Raw genomic sequence first — 15564 nt, 5'->3', positions numbered from 1 at the left:
CCATTAATGTTAAAAAAGCTAAATTAAATCTTTACAAAACTGTATAGATTTAATAGTTTATTAAATAATTAGCACGTTGATTACTTTTTTGGGTACTAATTTTTTGGACGAGATAAGTTTATGAGAATAACAGCTGTCGAAGAATTTGGATTGCGATGCCTCCTAAGTCTGGCAAAAGAGGGGGCATATTCGCAGCTTTCTATTGCTGATATAGCCGAGCGAGAAGGAATCTCAGTGCCCTATGCATCGAAACTTCTCTCGCTTTTACGAAAGGCCAATTTGGTGGTAGCAGTACGTGGCAGAACAGGCGGGTTCACCATTGCCCGCCATCCCAGCGAAATTACATTGTTCGAAGTTCTAACCACGCTCGGCGGGCCGCTCTTAGACCCCAACCACTGCACACGTTATTCGGGACTTGGCTATACCTGCGTACATATCGGCGACTGCTCGATCCATCCTGTGCTTGTCGGCTTGGCTGGATATCTTAAGGATTTTTTGATTGGAACGACAATCGAAGATTTGATAAACCGCGATACCCTTGCCTCGCTGAAGCGAAAAGTAGTGACAGCGACAACCTTGGGACTGGAGGCCAGAAAATAATTGAAGTCATTGTGTTGCGATAAAAAGAAATATTTGATTAAATATAGATTGAAGAGGATTACTTATGTCAGACAAACAAGTCTTGTTTGAATTCAAGGACATTCATGTTGAAGTTGAGGGTAAGGAAGTCGTAAAAGGGGCTTCGCTTAGAATAAATAAAGGGGAAATTCATGCCATCATGGGTCCCAACGGCAGTGGAAAATCATCACTGTCAAATGCTCTCATGGGTCATCCGGCCTACCAAATAACAGTCGGAAAGGCCGTGCTTGATGGAGCCGAGATAAATGAGCTTGAGGCCGATGAGCGTTCACGCGCCGGGCTTTTCCTCGCTTTTCAGTATCCCTTGGCGATACCGGGAGTTACCGTCGCAAACTTTCTCCGCACGGCATTGATTGCCCATCGAGGGAAAGAGGCCGATATGTCTGATTACCGCAAACTGCTCAAGGGCCACATGGCCGATTTGCAGATTGACCAGCAGTTTGCCGCGAGGTACTTAAATGATGGTTTCTCAGGTGGTGAGAAGAAACGAATTGAGATTCTTCAGATGGCGGTGCTCAATCCAAAAATGGCGATTCTGGATGAAACCGATTCGGGCCTCGATATCGACGCGCTCAAGACTGTCGCGCAGGGGATAAACAGATTCCACACGAAAGATAACGCGATCCTTCTGGTGACGCACTATCAGCGTTTGCTGGATTATGTCAAACCGGACTTTGTGCATGTTATGATGGATGGAAAATTAGTCAAATCCGGGGGCACGGAACTGGCCCTCAAACTAGAAGATCAGGGATATAACTGGATCGAGGAATCACTCGGCCAGAAAGTAGGAGTACTTTAATGTCTAATGCAGGAGTTGTAGAACAACAAAAGAGAGATCTATCGACAATCGGGGCGGATTATACTGCCAAGTATGGTTTTCATGATCCAGTCGATTATTTTCATAAAGGCGTGCGCGGCGTAAATCACGAAGTCGTTGAGATGATTTCGCGCATGAAAAAAGAGCCGAAGTGGATGAACGAAATCCGCCACGAGGCCTTTGAAATCTTTTTGCAGAAACCGATGCCGACTTGGGGCGACAGCGCGCTTTTGAATGAAATAAAATTTGACAACATCTACTATTTCATGAAGCCTATCGAAAACACTCAGAAAAGCTGGGATGATGTCCCCGAATATATCCGCAAAACTTTTGACAAGCTCGGTATACCCGAGGCCGAAAAGAACTTTTTAGGCGGTGTTTCAGCGCAGTATGAATCCGAGGTGGTCTATCATTCGCTTCGCGAGGATTTGGTAAAACTCGGCGTGGTCTTTTTAGATATGGATACCGGACTTCGCGAATACCCGGAGATCGTGCGGCAATATTTCGGCACTGTAATTCCCGCATCTGATAACAAATTTGCCGCGCTCAATACGGCTGTCTGGTCGGGCGGGTCGTTTATTTATGTCCCGCAGGGTGTGAATGTCACTGCGCCATTGCAGGCCTATTTCCGTATCAATGCTGAGAATATGGGACAATTTGAACGGACACTCATCATCGCCGATAAAGGTGCACGGGTACACTATATTGAAGGATGCACTGCGCCAGTCTATTCGACCGAATCGTTGCACTCCGCGGTTGTCGAGATGGTGGCTATGGATGAATCTTATATTCGCTACACGACCATTCAGAACTGGTCGCGCAATATTTATAACTTGGTGACCAAACGCGCTAATGCGTACAAAAATTCAACTGTCGAATGGGTCGATGGAAACCTCGGCTCGCGTTTGACGATGAAATTCCCCTGCATTCAACTTCTCGGCGAAGGCGCCAAAGGGGAAATCCTCTCGGTCGCATTTGCCGGAGTCGATCAGCATCAGGATGCTGGCGCAAAAGTTATCCATGTCGCGCCTAATACATCCTCTCGGATTACATCAAAATCTATTTCGAAAGACAACGGACGGGCGTCGTATCGCGGGCTTGTCAAAGTCCACAAAGGCGCGACTAACTCCAAAGTCTCGGTCGAATGCGACGCGCTATTGATTGGCCGGGACGCCCGAAGCGATACCTATCCGACGATGGAAATTGATAATGACCAGGTAAAAATCGAACATGAAGCGCGAGTTTCAAAAGTAGCTGAAGAACAACTTTTCTATCTGACTAGCCGCGGCTTGACTGAAGATGGAGCGCGACTGTTGATTGTGAACGGCTTTATGGAACCTTTCACCAAGGAATTGCCGCTTGAGTATGCAGTGGAGTTGAACCGACTCATAGAACTCGAAATGGAAGGTTCAATAGGATAATGATGAAGAATACAGAATTAGAAACATCGGACAAACAGACATGGCTGAGCGAAAAACGAAAGCTGTCTCTGGAGCGATTCAACGAACAGCCTCTGCCCCGCCGCGGCCTGAATTTGTGGCGTTACACCGACCCGAATAAATTTATTGCAGTTCCAAATACTGCAGGTGTCGAGGCTAAAACCGGAAGGCAGCCCCCCGGGGCAGAAAACGAGAAGAAGAATTTAGCCAACGGCCATCTCGCTGCACTCGCCGTTGATTTTGCGTGCCGTGAGATAGGTGTGGAGATGGGCAGCGAAGCCCGATCCAAAGGCGTGGTTGTTTCTTCGTTGAGTGCGGCTGTACTCTCGCATCCGGAAATAGTCGAAAAATATCTCTACTCGCTCATCAATGATCAGTTCGGGAAGTTTGAAGCAATGAATGGCGCGATGTGGAACGATGGGATATTTGTATATGTCCCAAAAAACATAACTATCGAAAAGCCTATTCATTTAGTTCGCGAGTCCGCCGAGGCTGGCGCTTCTCAGTTTCCGAGACTGCTTATTGTTATCGGTGAGAATGCCGAAGCAACAATTATTGACGAATACCGGGGCGGTTCGCTTGATTCCGACAAAGCTCCGACACAAAGCAATGGCGCGGTCGAAATTATCGGTCTGGCAAATAGCCGGACGCGCTATGTCTCGCTTCAACGTCAGGGATCAGGAGTCAATGCCTATCTGACCCACCGCGCACGTATTGAGAAGAGCGCGACTATGCTGACCATTCCGCTCGCCTTTGGCGGATCGACGACCAAGCAAAACTTCGGCGTTATCCTCGATGGTCAGGGGGCTGACAGTAAAATGGCCGGCCTTTTGTTCGGTACCGATTACCAACACTTTGATAATCATACTTTGCATCATCATTCCGCCGGACAGACGACATCGAACATTAATTTTAAGGTGGTCCTGAAAGACAAAGCGCATTCCGCCTACACCGGTCTTATCCGAATTGATAAGACTGCGAAAACCTGCGCGGCCTATCAGGAAAACCGGAACTTGCTTTTAAATCCAGGCACTAAGGCTGAGACTGTTCCTGAGCTTGAGATTCTCAACGAAGATGTTTCCTGTACCCATGGCGCGACTGTGGGACCGATTGACCCACTACAATTGTTCTATCTCTCATGCCGCGGTATTGCGCACAAAGATGCCGTTCGGATGATTGTCTCAGGCTACGTGGCATCGACATTTGGGTTGCTTCCCGAGGATTTGCGTGAACAGATTTCGGCCTATGTGACCGCACGGCTTGAAGAGATTTAGGCTATGAGTACTTTTGTTCGAATTGCTTCGACGGAAGATATCCCGCAGGGGAAACTCAAAGCCTTCGAGGTTAATCATGTTCTAATCGTGGTCGCTCATACTGTCGATGGATTTTACGCTGTCGCGGATGAATGTACCCATGACTCAGAACCTATTCACACGGGCAGGATCCGCGGCAACGAGATAATGTGTTCGAGGCATGGAGCGCGCTTTGACCTGAAAACTGGCGCGGTGACTGCGCCTCCGGCGGTCGTGCCGATTGATACGTACGAGTTGAAAATTGAAGGAGAAGAGATTTTTGTCCGTGTGTAATACACGCGTGCAACAGGATATTTGAAGATATGTCAACACATGTGCAGCAGAAAAGTATTAAGGTCGGCGACCTGACGCTCGGTCTGGACGTCGAGAAGATCAAAGCCGATTTCCCCATTTTGCCTCAGCAGATAAATGGTCACAGATTGGTCTATCTCGATAACGCTGCAACCTCGCAGAAGCCGAATGTGGTTATCCACTCGTTAATCGATTACTACAAGAAAAATAATGCCAATGTCCATCGCGGGCTTCATACTCTCGCCGAGCGGGCAACCGAAGGATATGAGAGAACCAGAAAGCACACAGCCAAATTTATAGGCGGCACGCGTCCCGAAGAAATAATCTTCACCCGGGGCGCGACCGAAGCTATAAATCTTATTGCCTATTCATGGGGCGAGGTCAATATTTCAGAAGGGGATGAGATTGTCATCACCGAAATGGAGCACCATGCCAATTTTGTGCCTTGGTTTATGATTGCCCAACGCAAGAAAGCAATCCTGAAGAAAATCCCGATAACCCTCTGCGGCCATCTCGATCTGAGTTCGATTGACGAGATTATTACATCCAAGACCAAACTTGTGGCTGTCAGCCACATGTCAAATGTACTGGGGACGATAAATCCTCTCGATGAAATTATTGCAGCTGCCCACAAACATGGCGCCGTTGTCGTTGTCGATGGAGCGCAGGCGGTGCCGCATATGCCGGTAAATGTGAAAGAGCTGAATGCCGATTTCTATACTTTTTCGTCGCATAAAATGCTCGGTCCGACTGGTGTCGGCATTCTCTATGGCAAAAAAGAACTCCTTGATGCGATGCCGCCGTTTAATTTTGGCGGGGAAATGATTCGCGAAGTTCGTTTTGATAAAGTTACGTTTAATACCCTGCCGAACAAATTTGAAGCTGGCACGCCGAATATCGCCGATGTTATCGCATTCGACTCCGCCCTCACCTATTTGGAAAATCTCGGCATGGACGCTGTCCGTCTGCATGAGCGCGAATTGACCCGTTACGCTATCGAAAAATTATCTGCCATTCCGAAACTTGAAATTCAGGGTCCGCTCGATGCCGCTCATCGCGGCGGAGCGATTTCATTTACCGATGCCGATCTGCACCCCCATGATATCAGCACATTTTTAGACTCACGCGGCATTGCCATCCGCGCCGGACATCACTGCGCTCAGCCGCTCATGAAGGCATTGGGGAAAGTCGCCACCGCTCGCGCCTCGGTCTATATTTACAATGACGAGACCGATATCGATGCGCTAGCCGACGCCATTATCGAGATGAGAAAGTATTTTGGTGTATGAACGCTTCACTCGATGACATGTACCGCGAAATTATTCTCGAGCACTACCGCTCTCCCCGGGGGAAAAAACAGGTCGCCCGTGTCGATATCAGCTCCGATGGCATTAATCCGTCATGTGGCGATGAAATCGCGCTCCGCGTTGAAATGAACCAAGGCAATCTTGCGGATATCCATGTTGATTGCAAAGGCTGCGCGATATCGGTGGCTTCGGCATCGATGCTCGTCGAGACTGTAAAAGGTAAGAGCTTCGAAGATGCCCGGCGTATAGTGGAAGCAGTCAGAAGCATGCTCAAAGGGGAAGGGATCGCGCCCGAAATTCAGGATTTGGGGGATCTCAATTCTCTGAGCGGCGTGCAGAAATTTCCAGTTAGAATAAAATGCGCCTTGTTGGCCTGGGTGACGCTGCTTGAAGGAATGAGAAACTATTCCGCAGGAAACGGCGCTTTGACGGCGAATATATCAACCGAGGAAGAAATTGCCTGAGCTTTTTCGGAGTTCAACCCCAAATACAATAAAGGATAACTGATGATGAATAATGTTACCAAAGCTGTTCACTCGATCACAAAAGAGCAAATGATCGAAGCCCTTCGGCCTATTACCGATCCGGAGATTCGGATTGGGATCGTCGATCTTGGACTCGTATACGATGTTGACATAAACGATGCCGGTGAGGCCAAAGTCAAAATGACGCTCACTAGTCCGGCCTGTCCGTTCGGGGAGATGATCATCGCGATGTGCCACCGGGCCATAGAAGAGCTCGATGGTGTTACCAAAGTCGATGTCGTTATTGTCTGGGAACCAGTTTGGGACCCGAAGGAGATGGCCTCAGATTTGGCCAAAGACCAGTTGGGTATCTGGTAGGATATGCTGCCTTTCCTTTTCTCTTATTTCAAAGCGCCATTGTATCGTCATTGTTAGTTGAATATGAGGGTCTAACCTCATATCCCGCTTGTCTCATTTGAAAATTATTTCACTTGATTTGGCTCTCTAATCAATAAATATTACTCAAGACCTATCATAGTTGGACAAGTGATATGCCCTTAGAAACTGAGTATGGAACCTAAAGAGAACAGAGCGGAGATATCGTCGCTCCGCATCGACAAAAGCCGCAAATTCGACGATCGTCCCAAAAGCAATGTCTGGCGGTATCTGTTGGCCGCAGTCGGCATAGTTGTACTGATACTTGTCTACTTCCAGTTTCGTGAAAAAGTCGTTCCGTCGACCAAAGTTCAATCGACGTCAGTGATCCTCTTAGGCGGCTCGGATGCAACCGCGGACCTTGTTGCGACAGGGTATGTGGTGGCTCAACGTATGGCCGAAGTGGCGTCAAAGGGAACAGGCCGGCTTGAGTATCTGGGCTTCGAGGAGGGGGATACCGTATCCGCGGGAGAGGTAATCGCGCGTCTTGATAATAATGATATGAAGGCAAATCTCAATGTCGCAGCGGCGGCTCTCCGACAGGCGGAAGTTGACACACTCAATGCAGGACGGGATTTTCGCAGACGGAAGGCATTGCTCCAATCAGGAGCTATAACGAATGCGGAGCTTGAGTTATCGGAGACAAACTATAACAATGCTCTGGCACGAGTGCAGGGCTCGGCCGCAGCGGTGACAGTAGCCGAGGTTAATCTCGAAAATACATTTATCAGGGCGCCGTTTAACGGCACAGTGTTAATGAAAAATGCCGATGTTGGCGAGATTGTCGCTCCGTTTGCATCATCGGCTTCATCGAAAGGTTCAGTGGTCACCCTTGCCGATATGAACTCACTCGAAGTGGAAGCCGATGTCAACGAGTCTAACATTGTAAAAGTACAGATCGGCCAGCGATGCGAGATTGTTCTCGATGCTTACCCCAGCGTTACCTATGCCGGTCACGTGAAAAAAATTGTGCCCACGGCAGATCGCTCGCGCGCGACAGTACTTACCAAAATTGCATTTGATGAGATAGATAAGAAAGTTCTTCCGGAAATGTCGGCGCGGGTCAATTTCTTTACTAAACAAGAAGACACAACCAGCGCCGAGGTCAATGCAATCGCCGTCGATAAAGAGGCAATAACAAGCCGTAATGGACAAAGCATTGTTTTTCGCATCGACGGCGACCGCGCAACTGCGGTTCCGGTTACAACTGGCAGAGAACTCGGAAGGCTTGTCGAAATAATAAGCGGGCTATCACAGGGTGATCAAGTTGTTCTTTCCCCTCCGGGCAAAATGACCACCGGACAAAAAATAGAATTATCATCTTAATAGCATAGTAAAGGTTCTCTGATGTCAAAAGCTATCGTACAGGTCGATTCAGTTTACAAATCGTATTACCGTGACAAGCTCGAAATCCCCGTGTTGCGAAATATTTCGCTTAGCATTCCTGAAGGGGAATTCCTCGCCCTCATGGGACCCTCTGGTTCCGGCAAAACGACGTTGTTAAATCTGATTGCCGGGATTGACCGCGTTTCCGAAGGTCGGGTCAGGGTCGGTGATGACGATATTTCCAGTCTCTCCGATTCTGAGATGGCTAAATGGCGCAGCAGACATATTGGATTTATTTTCCAGTTTTATAATCTCATGCCTGTGCTGAATGCCTTTGAAAATGTGGAGCTTCCTCTCCTGCTGACTAAGCTTAATAAAGTAGAACGTAAAAAGCAGGTCGAAACAGCCCTTGGGGTGGTGGGGCTCGCGGATCGTATGAAGCATTATCCCAACCAGTTGTCAGGGGGTCAGGAACAACGCGTAGCCATTGCCCGTGCCATTGTCACCGATCCTGATCTGATACTGGCCGATGAGCCAACTGGCGATCTTGATAAACAATCGGCCGAATCGATAATGAATCTGCTCTCGCAACTCAATCGGGAATTTAAAAAGACAATCGTCATGGTCACCCACGACCCTCGTGCCGCTGAAGCCGCGCATGTGGTCAAGCATCTCGATAAGGGGGAACTGGCCAAGTCATGAAAATACTGAAGCTCATCACGAGAAACGCCGCCCGCCATAAACTCCGCACTATTTTGACGATTCTGGGAATGGCAATAGCGGTGATGGCATTTTGCATCATTCGGAGCGCGGTTGATGCATGGTACAGCCAGACGGAAGCATCATCTCCGAACCGACTCATCGCTCGCAATGCCGTCTCGTTGATTTTTGACCTCCCCCTCGCATACGTAGAGAAAGTTAAGCAAGTTGAAGGTGTGACGGCAGTCTCTCACGCCTCGTGGTTTGGCGGAGTGTATGTCGACTCGCGCAACTTCTTCGCAAAATTTGCGGTCGATGCCGAAACGTATTTCCCGATGTATCCGGAATACCTTGTGCCGCCGGACCAATGGCGGGCATTCCTTGCCGAACGGAACGCTATAGTTGTGGGACGAAAACTCGCCGACCGCTTCGGATGGTCAATTGGGGATCAAATACAGGTTCAAGGTGATATTTACCCCGGCACATGGGATTTTGTCATTCGAGGTATTTATACCGGAGCAAAAGAAAATACCGATGAGTCAACCATGTTTTTTCATTTTGCCTATCTTGATGAACGCATGCGGGAGGAGATGCCGGGAAGAGCAGGTAAAATAGGCACATTCGGTGTGACCATAGCCGATCCTTCACGTGCCGCACAGATTTCGGATAGAATAGATGCCATGTTTAAAAATTCACTCGCTGAAACAAAAACCGAAACTGAAGAAGCTTTCACATTGGGCTTTATCTCCATGTCCGGCTCGATTATTCTTGGCCTGAGGATAGTTTCAATTATGGTCATTGGCATTATTTTGCTCGTCTTGGGTAATACTATGGCGATGACCGCGCGAGAACGGCTGAAGGAATATGCCGTGTTAAAAACTTTGGGATTTGGCACAAAGCATCTGGTCAGCCTGATATTTGGCGAGTCAATTTTTATTGCCTTTTTAGGTGGACTGACTGGATTGGGATTAACGTTCCTTATTATTCCTCTGATGCGTAGCGCCATGAGCAATTTCCTGCCAACAATTCCGCTTACCGACCTGACGATTATTTTCGCATCCCTATCCGCTCTTGCTGTCGGCGTGCTGGCGGCAATCTTTCCGACTATAAAGGCCCTCAATACAACAATTGTTAACGGATTACGGACAATAGATTAATATGCCATTACTCATTAGTTATTCAATAAAGAATGCCTTTGCTCGAAAGCTCACATCAACGCTGACCATTTTCGGTATCGCTTTAGTGGTGTTTGTCTTTTGTGCGGTGCTCATGCTGTCAAACGGTCTCCAACAGACATTAGTTGATACCGGGAGTGACAACAACGCCGTTGTCGTACGCAAGTCTGCAAATACTGAGATTGTCTCTATTTTGCCCCGGGATATGGCTGATATTGTAAAATCTGATCCGGGGATTGCCCGAACCGAAGACGGCACGCCCAAATTCGCCGGTGAGATCCTTGTGCTCATCAATCTGATAAAACGGTCAAACAACGAGCCGAGCAATGTACCGGTGCGCGGAGTGAGTGACATCTCGATAGCGATTCGGCCGAATGTGAAAGTAGTCGAAGGACGTATGTGGCAGCCGGGGACATCAGAAATTATCGCCGGAGCAAAAGTCTCGAAGAATTTCAAAGGGTGCGGCATCGGTGAAAAAGTCCGTTTTGGCCAACGTGAGTGGACAGTAGTTGGAATCTTTGAAGCCGGGGGTTCGGGTTTTGAATCAGAGTTGTGGGGAGACGACGATCAGCTCATGTCCGCTTTCGAGCGGCCGGTGTTTTCATCGTTCACCCTGCAATTAGCACAAGGCGAAACTATCGATGAGCTGAAGAAACGGCTTGAGGCAGACAGAAGACTCACAGTCGATGTGATGAGCGAAGTTGATTATTACAAAAAGCAATCCAAAAGCTTTACCGATTTCATCAATATCCTCGGCATGGTTATTTCAATCGTCTTTTCTCTGGGTGCAATTGTTGGGGCGATGATTACCATGTACGCCTCAGTGGCAAATCGCACAGTTGAAATCGGCACACTTCGCGCCCTTGGATTTAGCCAAGGTTCGGTCCTGTTCGCCTTCTTAATAGAGTCATTATCTATTGCCACCATAGGCGGTTTAATCGGAATTGCGTTGGCTAGTTTTCTCCAATGGATGGAAGTGTCGACGACTAACTTTGATACATTCGCAGAGATAGCCTTCCCATTTGAAATGTCGGCTCAAATAGCCGTAAACGCGCTCATTTTTTCTGTGGTAATGGGAATTGTCGGTGGCTTCCTTCCTGCGGTCAGCGCGTCGAGACTTCGCATCATAAACGCCCTGCGCGCAAAATAAGCACGTCGGGAACTTGTATTATACGTCGTGTGTTGATACTTTTCAAGCCTGCCTTGTTATTTCAGATTTGTGACAGCGTAGTAGAGTTGCAGGTCTTATTTTGGGATGGGGAAAGGGTCGTTTGAATGCGAGGCGAGTATTTTAGAAGGAAAACTCTTGGAAGATTGTCGAATAATTCTTATTTCGGTATGCTAACAAATAACACCACCCGGCATCGGGCCGAACCATGAGCCGCGTATGAACGGCCATACTATTGCGAGAAAGTTTTGAATTTGATAAGTCGAAGATCGGATAACCGGGCGCAATCATCACATTTTGCGATGTTTGGTATTTTTTTGATGTCAGCGCTTCTTTCCTTTACTGGATGCGGGGAGGATCAATCCGCCGAAGGCGGACCGGGTGGAGGCGGCGGTGGATTCCCGCCAATACCTGTTGAAATGGCGGCTGTGAGCCAGGAAACAGTGACTGATCGTTTTGAAGCTGTCGGTACTGTCGAAGCAAACGATGCCGTCACAATTGTATCACAGATCGACGCCTTGGTGAGGGAACTTCCCTTTCGCGAAGGGCAAGCAATCGCCAAAGGAGCAGTCATCGCACAGCTTGATGACGCCCAGCTCCGAGCCGAAGAAGCCCGCGCAAATGCTGTTTTGACTCAGCGGCAAAATGCATTTGATCGTATTCAAAAGCTTGTTGAGCAGCAGCTAAGCGCCCAGCAGGAACACGACGATGCCACCGCTGCGCTCAGTGTTGCAAAAGCGGATGTTGCGCTTATTCGCGCCCGCCTTGATAAGACACGCATTACCGCCCCGTTCTCAGGTGTCGTGGGCGCTCGTCAGGTCAGCCCCGGCGCGTTTATACGATCAGGAGATCCAATTACTGATTTGGCGCAACTTGATGAACTTCGAATTGTCTTCTCGGCGCCGGAACGTTACTACCCCCTATTGAATCGAGGGGCACAGGTCACAATCTCGACTTCTGCCTTTCCTGATTACGAACTCACCGGAACTATCGACATTATTGATCCAGTTGTCGACCAGTCAACGCGAAGCACAAGTATCGTCGCCCGTGTCAAAAATACAGACAGAAAATTTCGTCCCGGTATGTCGGCCAATGTGGCCGCAGTTCTCAATACTCGTGAAAACGCCCTTGTCATTCCAGATCAGGCTGTTTTTGTAGAGGGCGACCAGTCATGGGTGTTTGTAGTCGGCCCCGATAGCTCGGTTGCACGAACGCCGATTACTACCGGCTCGCGCCAGCGAGGTTCTGTCGAAGTCACATCGGGGCTCGAAAGTGGTATGAATATAGTCAGCGCGGGACATCAGAAGCTCTTTTCAGGGGCGAAGGTGATGCCTTTGCCTACCGGCGCGCCAAATGATTCGCAAACTCCAGCGGCGGCAGGTGGGCACTGAAGTTAAGCGAGATTTCGATCAATCGGCCTGTATTAGCCATAGTGATGAGTCTGGTTATTCTCCTTTTTGGGATAATTTCATTTACACGTCTGCCAGTAAGAGAGTATCCCGATATCGACCCGCCGGTGGTGACCATCACGACCTTCTATCGCGGAGCCAGCCCGAGCGTTGTCGAGACCGAAATCACAGATATTCTTGAAGAGCAACTCTCGACTGTTGAAGGTGTGAAAACGCTCACCTCCTCGAGCCTGGAGCAAGGCTCGGTTATAACCATTGAGTTTGAGCTTGGACGAAATGTCGACGAGGCTTCAAACGATGTCCGTGACCGGGTGTCGCGCATACGCGGCCAGTTACCGCGAGAGGCCGAAGATCCCGTTATCGAAAAAGTTGACGCCAACGCCCAACCGATAGTCTGGCTTGCACTTTCAAGTACCAGACACACAAGTCTTGAATTGACAGAGGTCGCGGACCTCATTTTAAAAGAGCGTATTCAGCGTTTTACTGGTGTCGGCTCAGTTTTTCTGGGAGGCGAGCGCCGCTACGCGATGCGCGTCTGGCTTGATCCGCAGAGGATGGCATCGCGCAATCTCACCACCGCCGATGTCGAACGGGCCATCGCCCGTGAAAATGCCGAAATACCAAGCGGGCGTGTCGAAGGAGCAGGGCGTGAATTCTCCGTTCGCACTCGAGGTGATTTAGTTACCGCCGAAGAATTTGGCGCGCTTATTGTCGCTCAGAGAGGGGATGAACCGGTTCGCCTCAGAGACATTGCCGATGTTATGGTCGGCGCTGAAGACGAGCGGACTGAAGTGCGATACGACGGTCTGCCTTCGGTCGGACTGGGAGTCATCAAGCAATCCCGGGCAAGCACGCTCGATGTGGCCGATGTTGTCATTAACGCTTTGCCTGATTTGCGCAAGCTACTTCCTGATGGAATGACAATCAGCGTTGCATATAATTCCGCAACTTTTATCAACGAATCGATAAATGAAGTGACCGACACGCTCTTTCTCGCCCTGATTTTGGTGGTTTTGGTCATTTTGGTCTTTCTCAAAAGTTTCCGCGCGACGATCATTCCAACAATCGCTATCCCGACATCGATAATCGGCGCATTCGCGGCCTCGTATTTTCTCGGCTACACGATCAATATCCTGACCCTGCTTGCGCTTGTACTGGCCATCGGATTGGTTGTCGATGACGCTATTGTTGTCTTGGAAAATATTTATCGCCACATGCAGATGGGAAAACCTCGAATGCAAGCGGCAATGGATGGCGCGAAGGAGATTGGTTTCGCGGTGGTTTCCACAACAATCACACTTGTGGCAGTCTTCGTTCCGCTTGCCTTTCTTGAAGGGAATGTCGGGCGGCTGTTCAACGAATTTGGCGCGTCGGTGGCAGTGGCTGTTCTTATTTCTGGCTTTGTTGCGCTGACACTGACGCCGATGATGAGTTCAAGAATTCTCAAACCGTTGCATGGGGCTAGCACCGGACGCACTTCTAAAGCCTTTGACTCAGCCTTTGCCAAGCTCGATAGCACCTATGGTCGAGTTGTTGATGGCGCGCTTCGTCACCGCGCTCTCGTTATAGCAGGCGCGGCTGGACTCGTTGCCATCAGCGCGTATTTATTTATTAAGCTTCCCAGCGAACTGGTACCGACCGAAGACAGAGGTCACGCTTTCGGCATTGTCATCGCGCCGGAAGGTTCGACGCTCGAATACACCGACCGCTACATGCGTCAAATAGAAGCAGTTGTGATGCGTTTACCGGAAGTTGAAGGTGTGTTCACAGCAACAGGGCTCGCCTTCGCCGGGCCGGGGCGTGTCACCAATGGTTTTGTATTTATTGCCCTCAAACCACGCGACGAGCGGGGAAAATCACAGCAACAGATTGTGGGTGAATTATTCCCCCAACTCTTCTCGATTCCGGGCGTATTTGCATTCGTCATCAATCCGCCAAGCCTCGGCGGTGATTTCAGCAATCCTGTTTCCTATGTACTTCAGGCTCAGACGTATGATGAACTTCAGGTCGCTGTCAACACCATGTCCGCCAAGGCATCCCAACTTGGTTATCTCATAAATCTCGACACAGACCTGAAGCTAAATAAGCCGCAACTTGATATAACCATTGATCGTGAGCGCGCGGCAGGACTTGGTGTATCGGTGACCGATATCGGCACAACCCTCGAATCATTCCTCGGTGGGCGCGTTGTGACTACTTTCAAACGGGGCGCCAAACAGTATGATGTCATTGCGCAAACGAGACCAATAGACCGTTCGACACCGGATGCAATCGACGAAATCTATGTTCGCGGAAGAGGCGGGATGGTCCAGCTTGCAAGCGTTGTCAATGTTCGCGAAACGGTCGCGCCAAAGGAACTGAATCACTTCAATCGCGTTCGTTCGGCGACTATTTCTGCTGGCCTTGCTCCGGGAGTCACGCTCGGACAGGCCCTTGATGACCTTGATCGTATTGCACAGGAGGAATTGTCAAGCGATGTTAAGACCGCCCTCTCCGGCCAATCTCGGGAGTTTCGCGAGTCTTCGAGCGCGCTGTATTATATGTTTCTCCTGGCCGTCATTTTTATTTTCCTTGTGCTGGCCGCTCAGTTTGAAAGCTTTGTACATCCGATGACAATTTTGCTATCAGTCCCCCTTGCCATTTTTGGTGCGCTGCTTTCACTTTTTCTTTTCGGCCAGAGCCTGAATATCTATTCTCAGATAGGGCTTATCATGCTTATCGGGTTAGTGACCAAGAACTCAATCCTGATTGTCGAGTATGCCAATCAGCTTCGGGAAAGAGGACACGATATCGTCTCTGCCGTCGCTGAGGCTTCGCGGATTCGTTTGCGTCCAATCCTGATGACATCGTTTGCGACTATTTTCGGCGTCCTGCCGATTGCGATAGGTCTCGGCGCAGGGGCGGAAGCCCGACGTCCTTTGGGTATTGCCGTCGTGGGCGGGATGGTCTTCTCTACTTTCCTCACGCTTGTCCTTGTACCCGTAGTCTACTCCCTCCTTGCTCGGTTCACAAAGGGACACCGCGTTGTTATGTCCGAGGATACCAAAGAACCTGTCCCTGTTAAAATGGAGCATTGAAATTA

At 49.3% G+C, this 15564-nt stretch carries 14 protein-coding genes; all 14 read left to right on the top strand.

The window, feature by feature from the left end; translation table 11 throughout:
• Nucleotides 1-120 precede the first annotated feature (120 nt).
• The 14 genes from SGI97_04585 to SGI97_04520 all read left to right on the top strand — a co-directional run bounded on the left by SGI97_04585 (nucleotide 121) and on the right by SGI97_04520 (nucleotide 15559).
• Nucleotides 121-600, top strand: a complete 480-nt coding sequence (locus SGI97_04585; protein MDZ4723166.1) for an Rrf2 family transcriptional regulator — start codon at nucleotides 121-123, stop codon at nucleotides 598-600.
• Between the two features lie 64 nt (nucleotides 601-664).
• Nucleotides 665-1438 carry a Fe-S cluster assembly ATPase SufC gene (gene sufC, locus SGI97_04580; protein ID MDZ4723165.1) on the top strand — a complete coding sequence of 258 codons (774 nt, stop codon included), beginning with the start codon at nucleotides 665-667 and terminating at the stop codon, nucleotides 1436-1438.
• A complete protein-coding gene (sufB, locus tag SGI97_04575) occupies nucleotides 1438-2877 on the top strand; it encodes a Fe-S cluster assembly protein SufB (GenBank protein ID MDZ4723164.1) in 1440 nt (479 codons plus the stop codon). Before sufC ends, sufB begins: the two co-directional genes overlap by 1 nt.
• Nucleotides 2877-4169 (top strand): Fe-S cluster assembly protein SufD, encoded by a 1293-nt coding sequence (gene sufD / locus SGI97_04570; protein MDZ4723163.1) that lies wholly within the window; start codon nucleotides 2877-2879, stop codon nucleotides 4167-4169. Before sufB ends, sufD begins: the two co-directional genes overlap by 1 nt.
• A gap of 3 nt (nucleotides 4170-4172) precedes the next feature.
• Nucleotides 4173-4481 (top strand): Rieske 2Fe-2S domain-containing protein, encoded by a 309-nt coding sequence (locus SGI97_04565; GenBank protein MDZ4723162.1) that lies wholly within the window; start codon nucleotides 4173-4175, stop codon nucleotides 4479-4481.
• A gap of 29 nt (nucleotides 4482-4510) precedes the next feature.
• On the top strand, nucleotides 4511-5788 hold the full coding sequence (locus SGI97_04560; protein ID MDZ4723161.1) for a cysteine desulfurase: 1278 nt from the start codon (nucleotides 4511-4513) through the stop codon (nucleotides 5786-5788).
• On the top strand, nucleotides 5785-6270 hold the full coding sequence (locus tag SGI97_04555) for an SUF system NifU family Fe-S cluster assembly protein (protein ID MDZ4723160.1): 486 nt from the start codon (nucleotides 5785-5787) through the stop codon (nucleotides 6268-6270). Before SGI97_04560 ends, SGI97_04555 begins: the two co-directional genes overlap by 4 nt.
• A gap of 42 nt (nucleotides 6271-6312) precedes the next feature.
• Nucleotides 6313-6648, top strand: coding sequence for an iron-sulfur cluster assembly protein (locus SGI97_04550; protein MDZ4723159.1), 336 nt, complete (start codon nucleotides 6313-6315; stop codon nucleotides 6646-6648).
• A 192-nt stretch (nucleotides 6649-6840) separates the two neighbouring features.
• Nucleotides 6841-8031, top strand: coding sequence for an efflux RND transporter periplasmic adaptor subunit (locus SGI97_04545; GenBank protein ID MDZ4723158.1), 1191 nt, complete (start codon nucleotides 6841-6843; stop codon nucleotides 8029-8031).
• 21 nt (nucleotides 8032-8052) lie between these two features.
• Entirely contained in the window at nucleotides 8053-8733 is a 681-nt protein-coding gene (locus SGI97_04540) for an ABC transporter ATP-binding protein (protein ID MDZ4723157.1), read from the top strand.
• Nucleotides 8730-9887 carry an FtsX-like permease family protein gene (locus SGI97_04535; protein MDZ4723156.1) on the top strand — a complete coding sequence of 386 codons (1158 nt, stop codon included), beginning with the start codon at nucleotides 8730-8732 and terminating at the stop codon, nucleotides 9885-9887. Before SGI97_04540 ends, SGI97_04535 begins: the two co-directional genes overlap by 4 nt.
• Nucleotide 9888: 1 nt before the next feature.
• Nucleotides 9889-11055 (top strand): ABC transporter permease, encoded by a 1167-nt coding sequence (locus SGI97_04530; GenBank protein ID MDZ4723155.1) that lies wholly within the window; start codon nucleotides 9889-9891, stop codon nucleotides 11053-11055.
• 272 nt (nucleotides 11056-11327) lie between these two features.
• Nucleotides 11328-12464 carry an efflux RND transporter periplasmic adaptor subunit gene (locus SGI97_04525; protein MDZ4723154.1) on the top strand — a complete coding sequence of 379 codons (1137 nt, stop codon included), beginning with the start codon at nucleotides 11328-11330 and terminating at the stop codon, nucleotides 12462-12464.
• Nucleotides 12461-15559, top strand: a complete 3099-nt coding sequence (locus tag SGI97_04520) for an efflux RND transporter permease subunit (GenBank protein MDZ4723153.1) — start codon at nucleotides 12461-12463, stop codon at nucleotides 15557-15559. Before SGI97_04525 ends, SGI97_04520 begins: the two co-directional genes overlap by 4 nt.
• The last annotated feature ends 5 nt before the right edge of the window (nucleotides 15560-15564 follow it).

The sequence above is a fragment of the Candidatus Zixiibacteriota bacterium genome (assembly GCA_034439475.1).
In the GTDB taxonomy this organism is placed as follows: Bacteria; Zixibacteria; MSB-5A5; order GN15; family FEB-12; genus JAWXAN01.
The sequence above is the reverse complement of the archived record's forward strand: the minus strand, read 5'-3'. Positions and strand labels throughout refer to the sequence as shown.

Coding starts and splice junctions, on each gene's coding strand:
- SGI97_04585 (MDZ4723166.1), top strand. CDS start 121: ATGAGAATAACAGCTGTCGAAGAATTTGGATTGCGATGCCTCCTAAGT.
- sufC (MDZ4723165.1), top strand. CDS start 665: ATGTCAGACAAACAAGTCTTGTTTGAATTCAAGGACATTCATGTTGAA.
- sufB (MDZ4723164.1), top strand. CDS start 1,438: ATGTCTAATGCAGGAGTTGTAGAACAACAAAAGAGAGATCTATCGACA.
- sufD (MDZ4723163.1), top strand. CDS start 2,877: ATGATGAAGAATACAGAATTAGAAACATCGGACAAACAGACATGGCTG.
- SGI97_04565 (MDZ4723162.1), top strand. CDS start 4,173: ATGAGTACTTTTGTTCGAATTGCTTCGACGGAAGATATCCCGCAGGGG.
- SGI97_04560 (MDZ4723161.1), top strand. CDS start 4,511: ATGTCAACACATGTGCAGCAGAAAAGTATTAAGGTCGGCGACCTGACG.
- SGI97_04555 (MDZ4723160.1), top strand. CDS start 5,785: ATGAACGCTTCACTCGATGACATGTACCGCGAAATTATTCTCGAGCAC.
- SGI97_04550 (MDZ4723159.1), top strand. CDS start 6,313: ATGATGAATAATGTTACCAAAGCTGTTCACTCGATCACAAAAGAGCAA.
- SGI97_04545 (MDZ4723158.1), top strand. CDS start 6,841: ATGGAACCTAAAGAGAACAGAGCGGAGATATCGTCGCTCCGCATCGAC.
- SGI97_04540 (MDZ4723157.1), top strand. CDS start 8,053: ATGTCAAAAGCTATCGTACAGGTCGATTCAGTTTACAAATCGTATTAC.
- SGI97_04535 (MDZ4723156.1), top strand. CDS start 8,730: ATGAAAATACTGAAGCTCATCACGAGAAACGCCGCCCGCCATAAACTC.
- SGI97_04530 (MDZ4723155.1), top strand. CDS start 9,889: ATGCCATTACTCATTAGTTATTCAATAAAGAATGCCTTTGCTCGAAAG.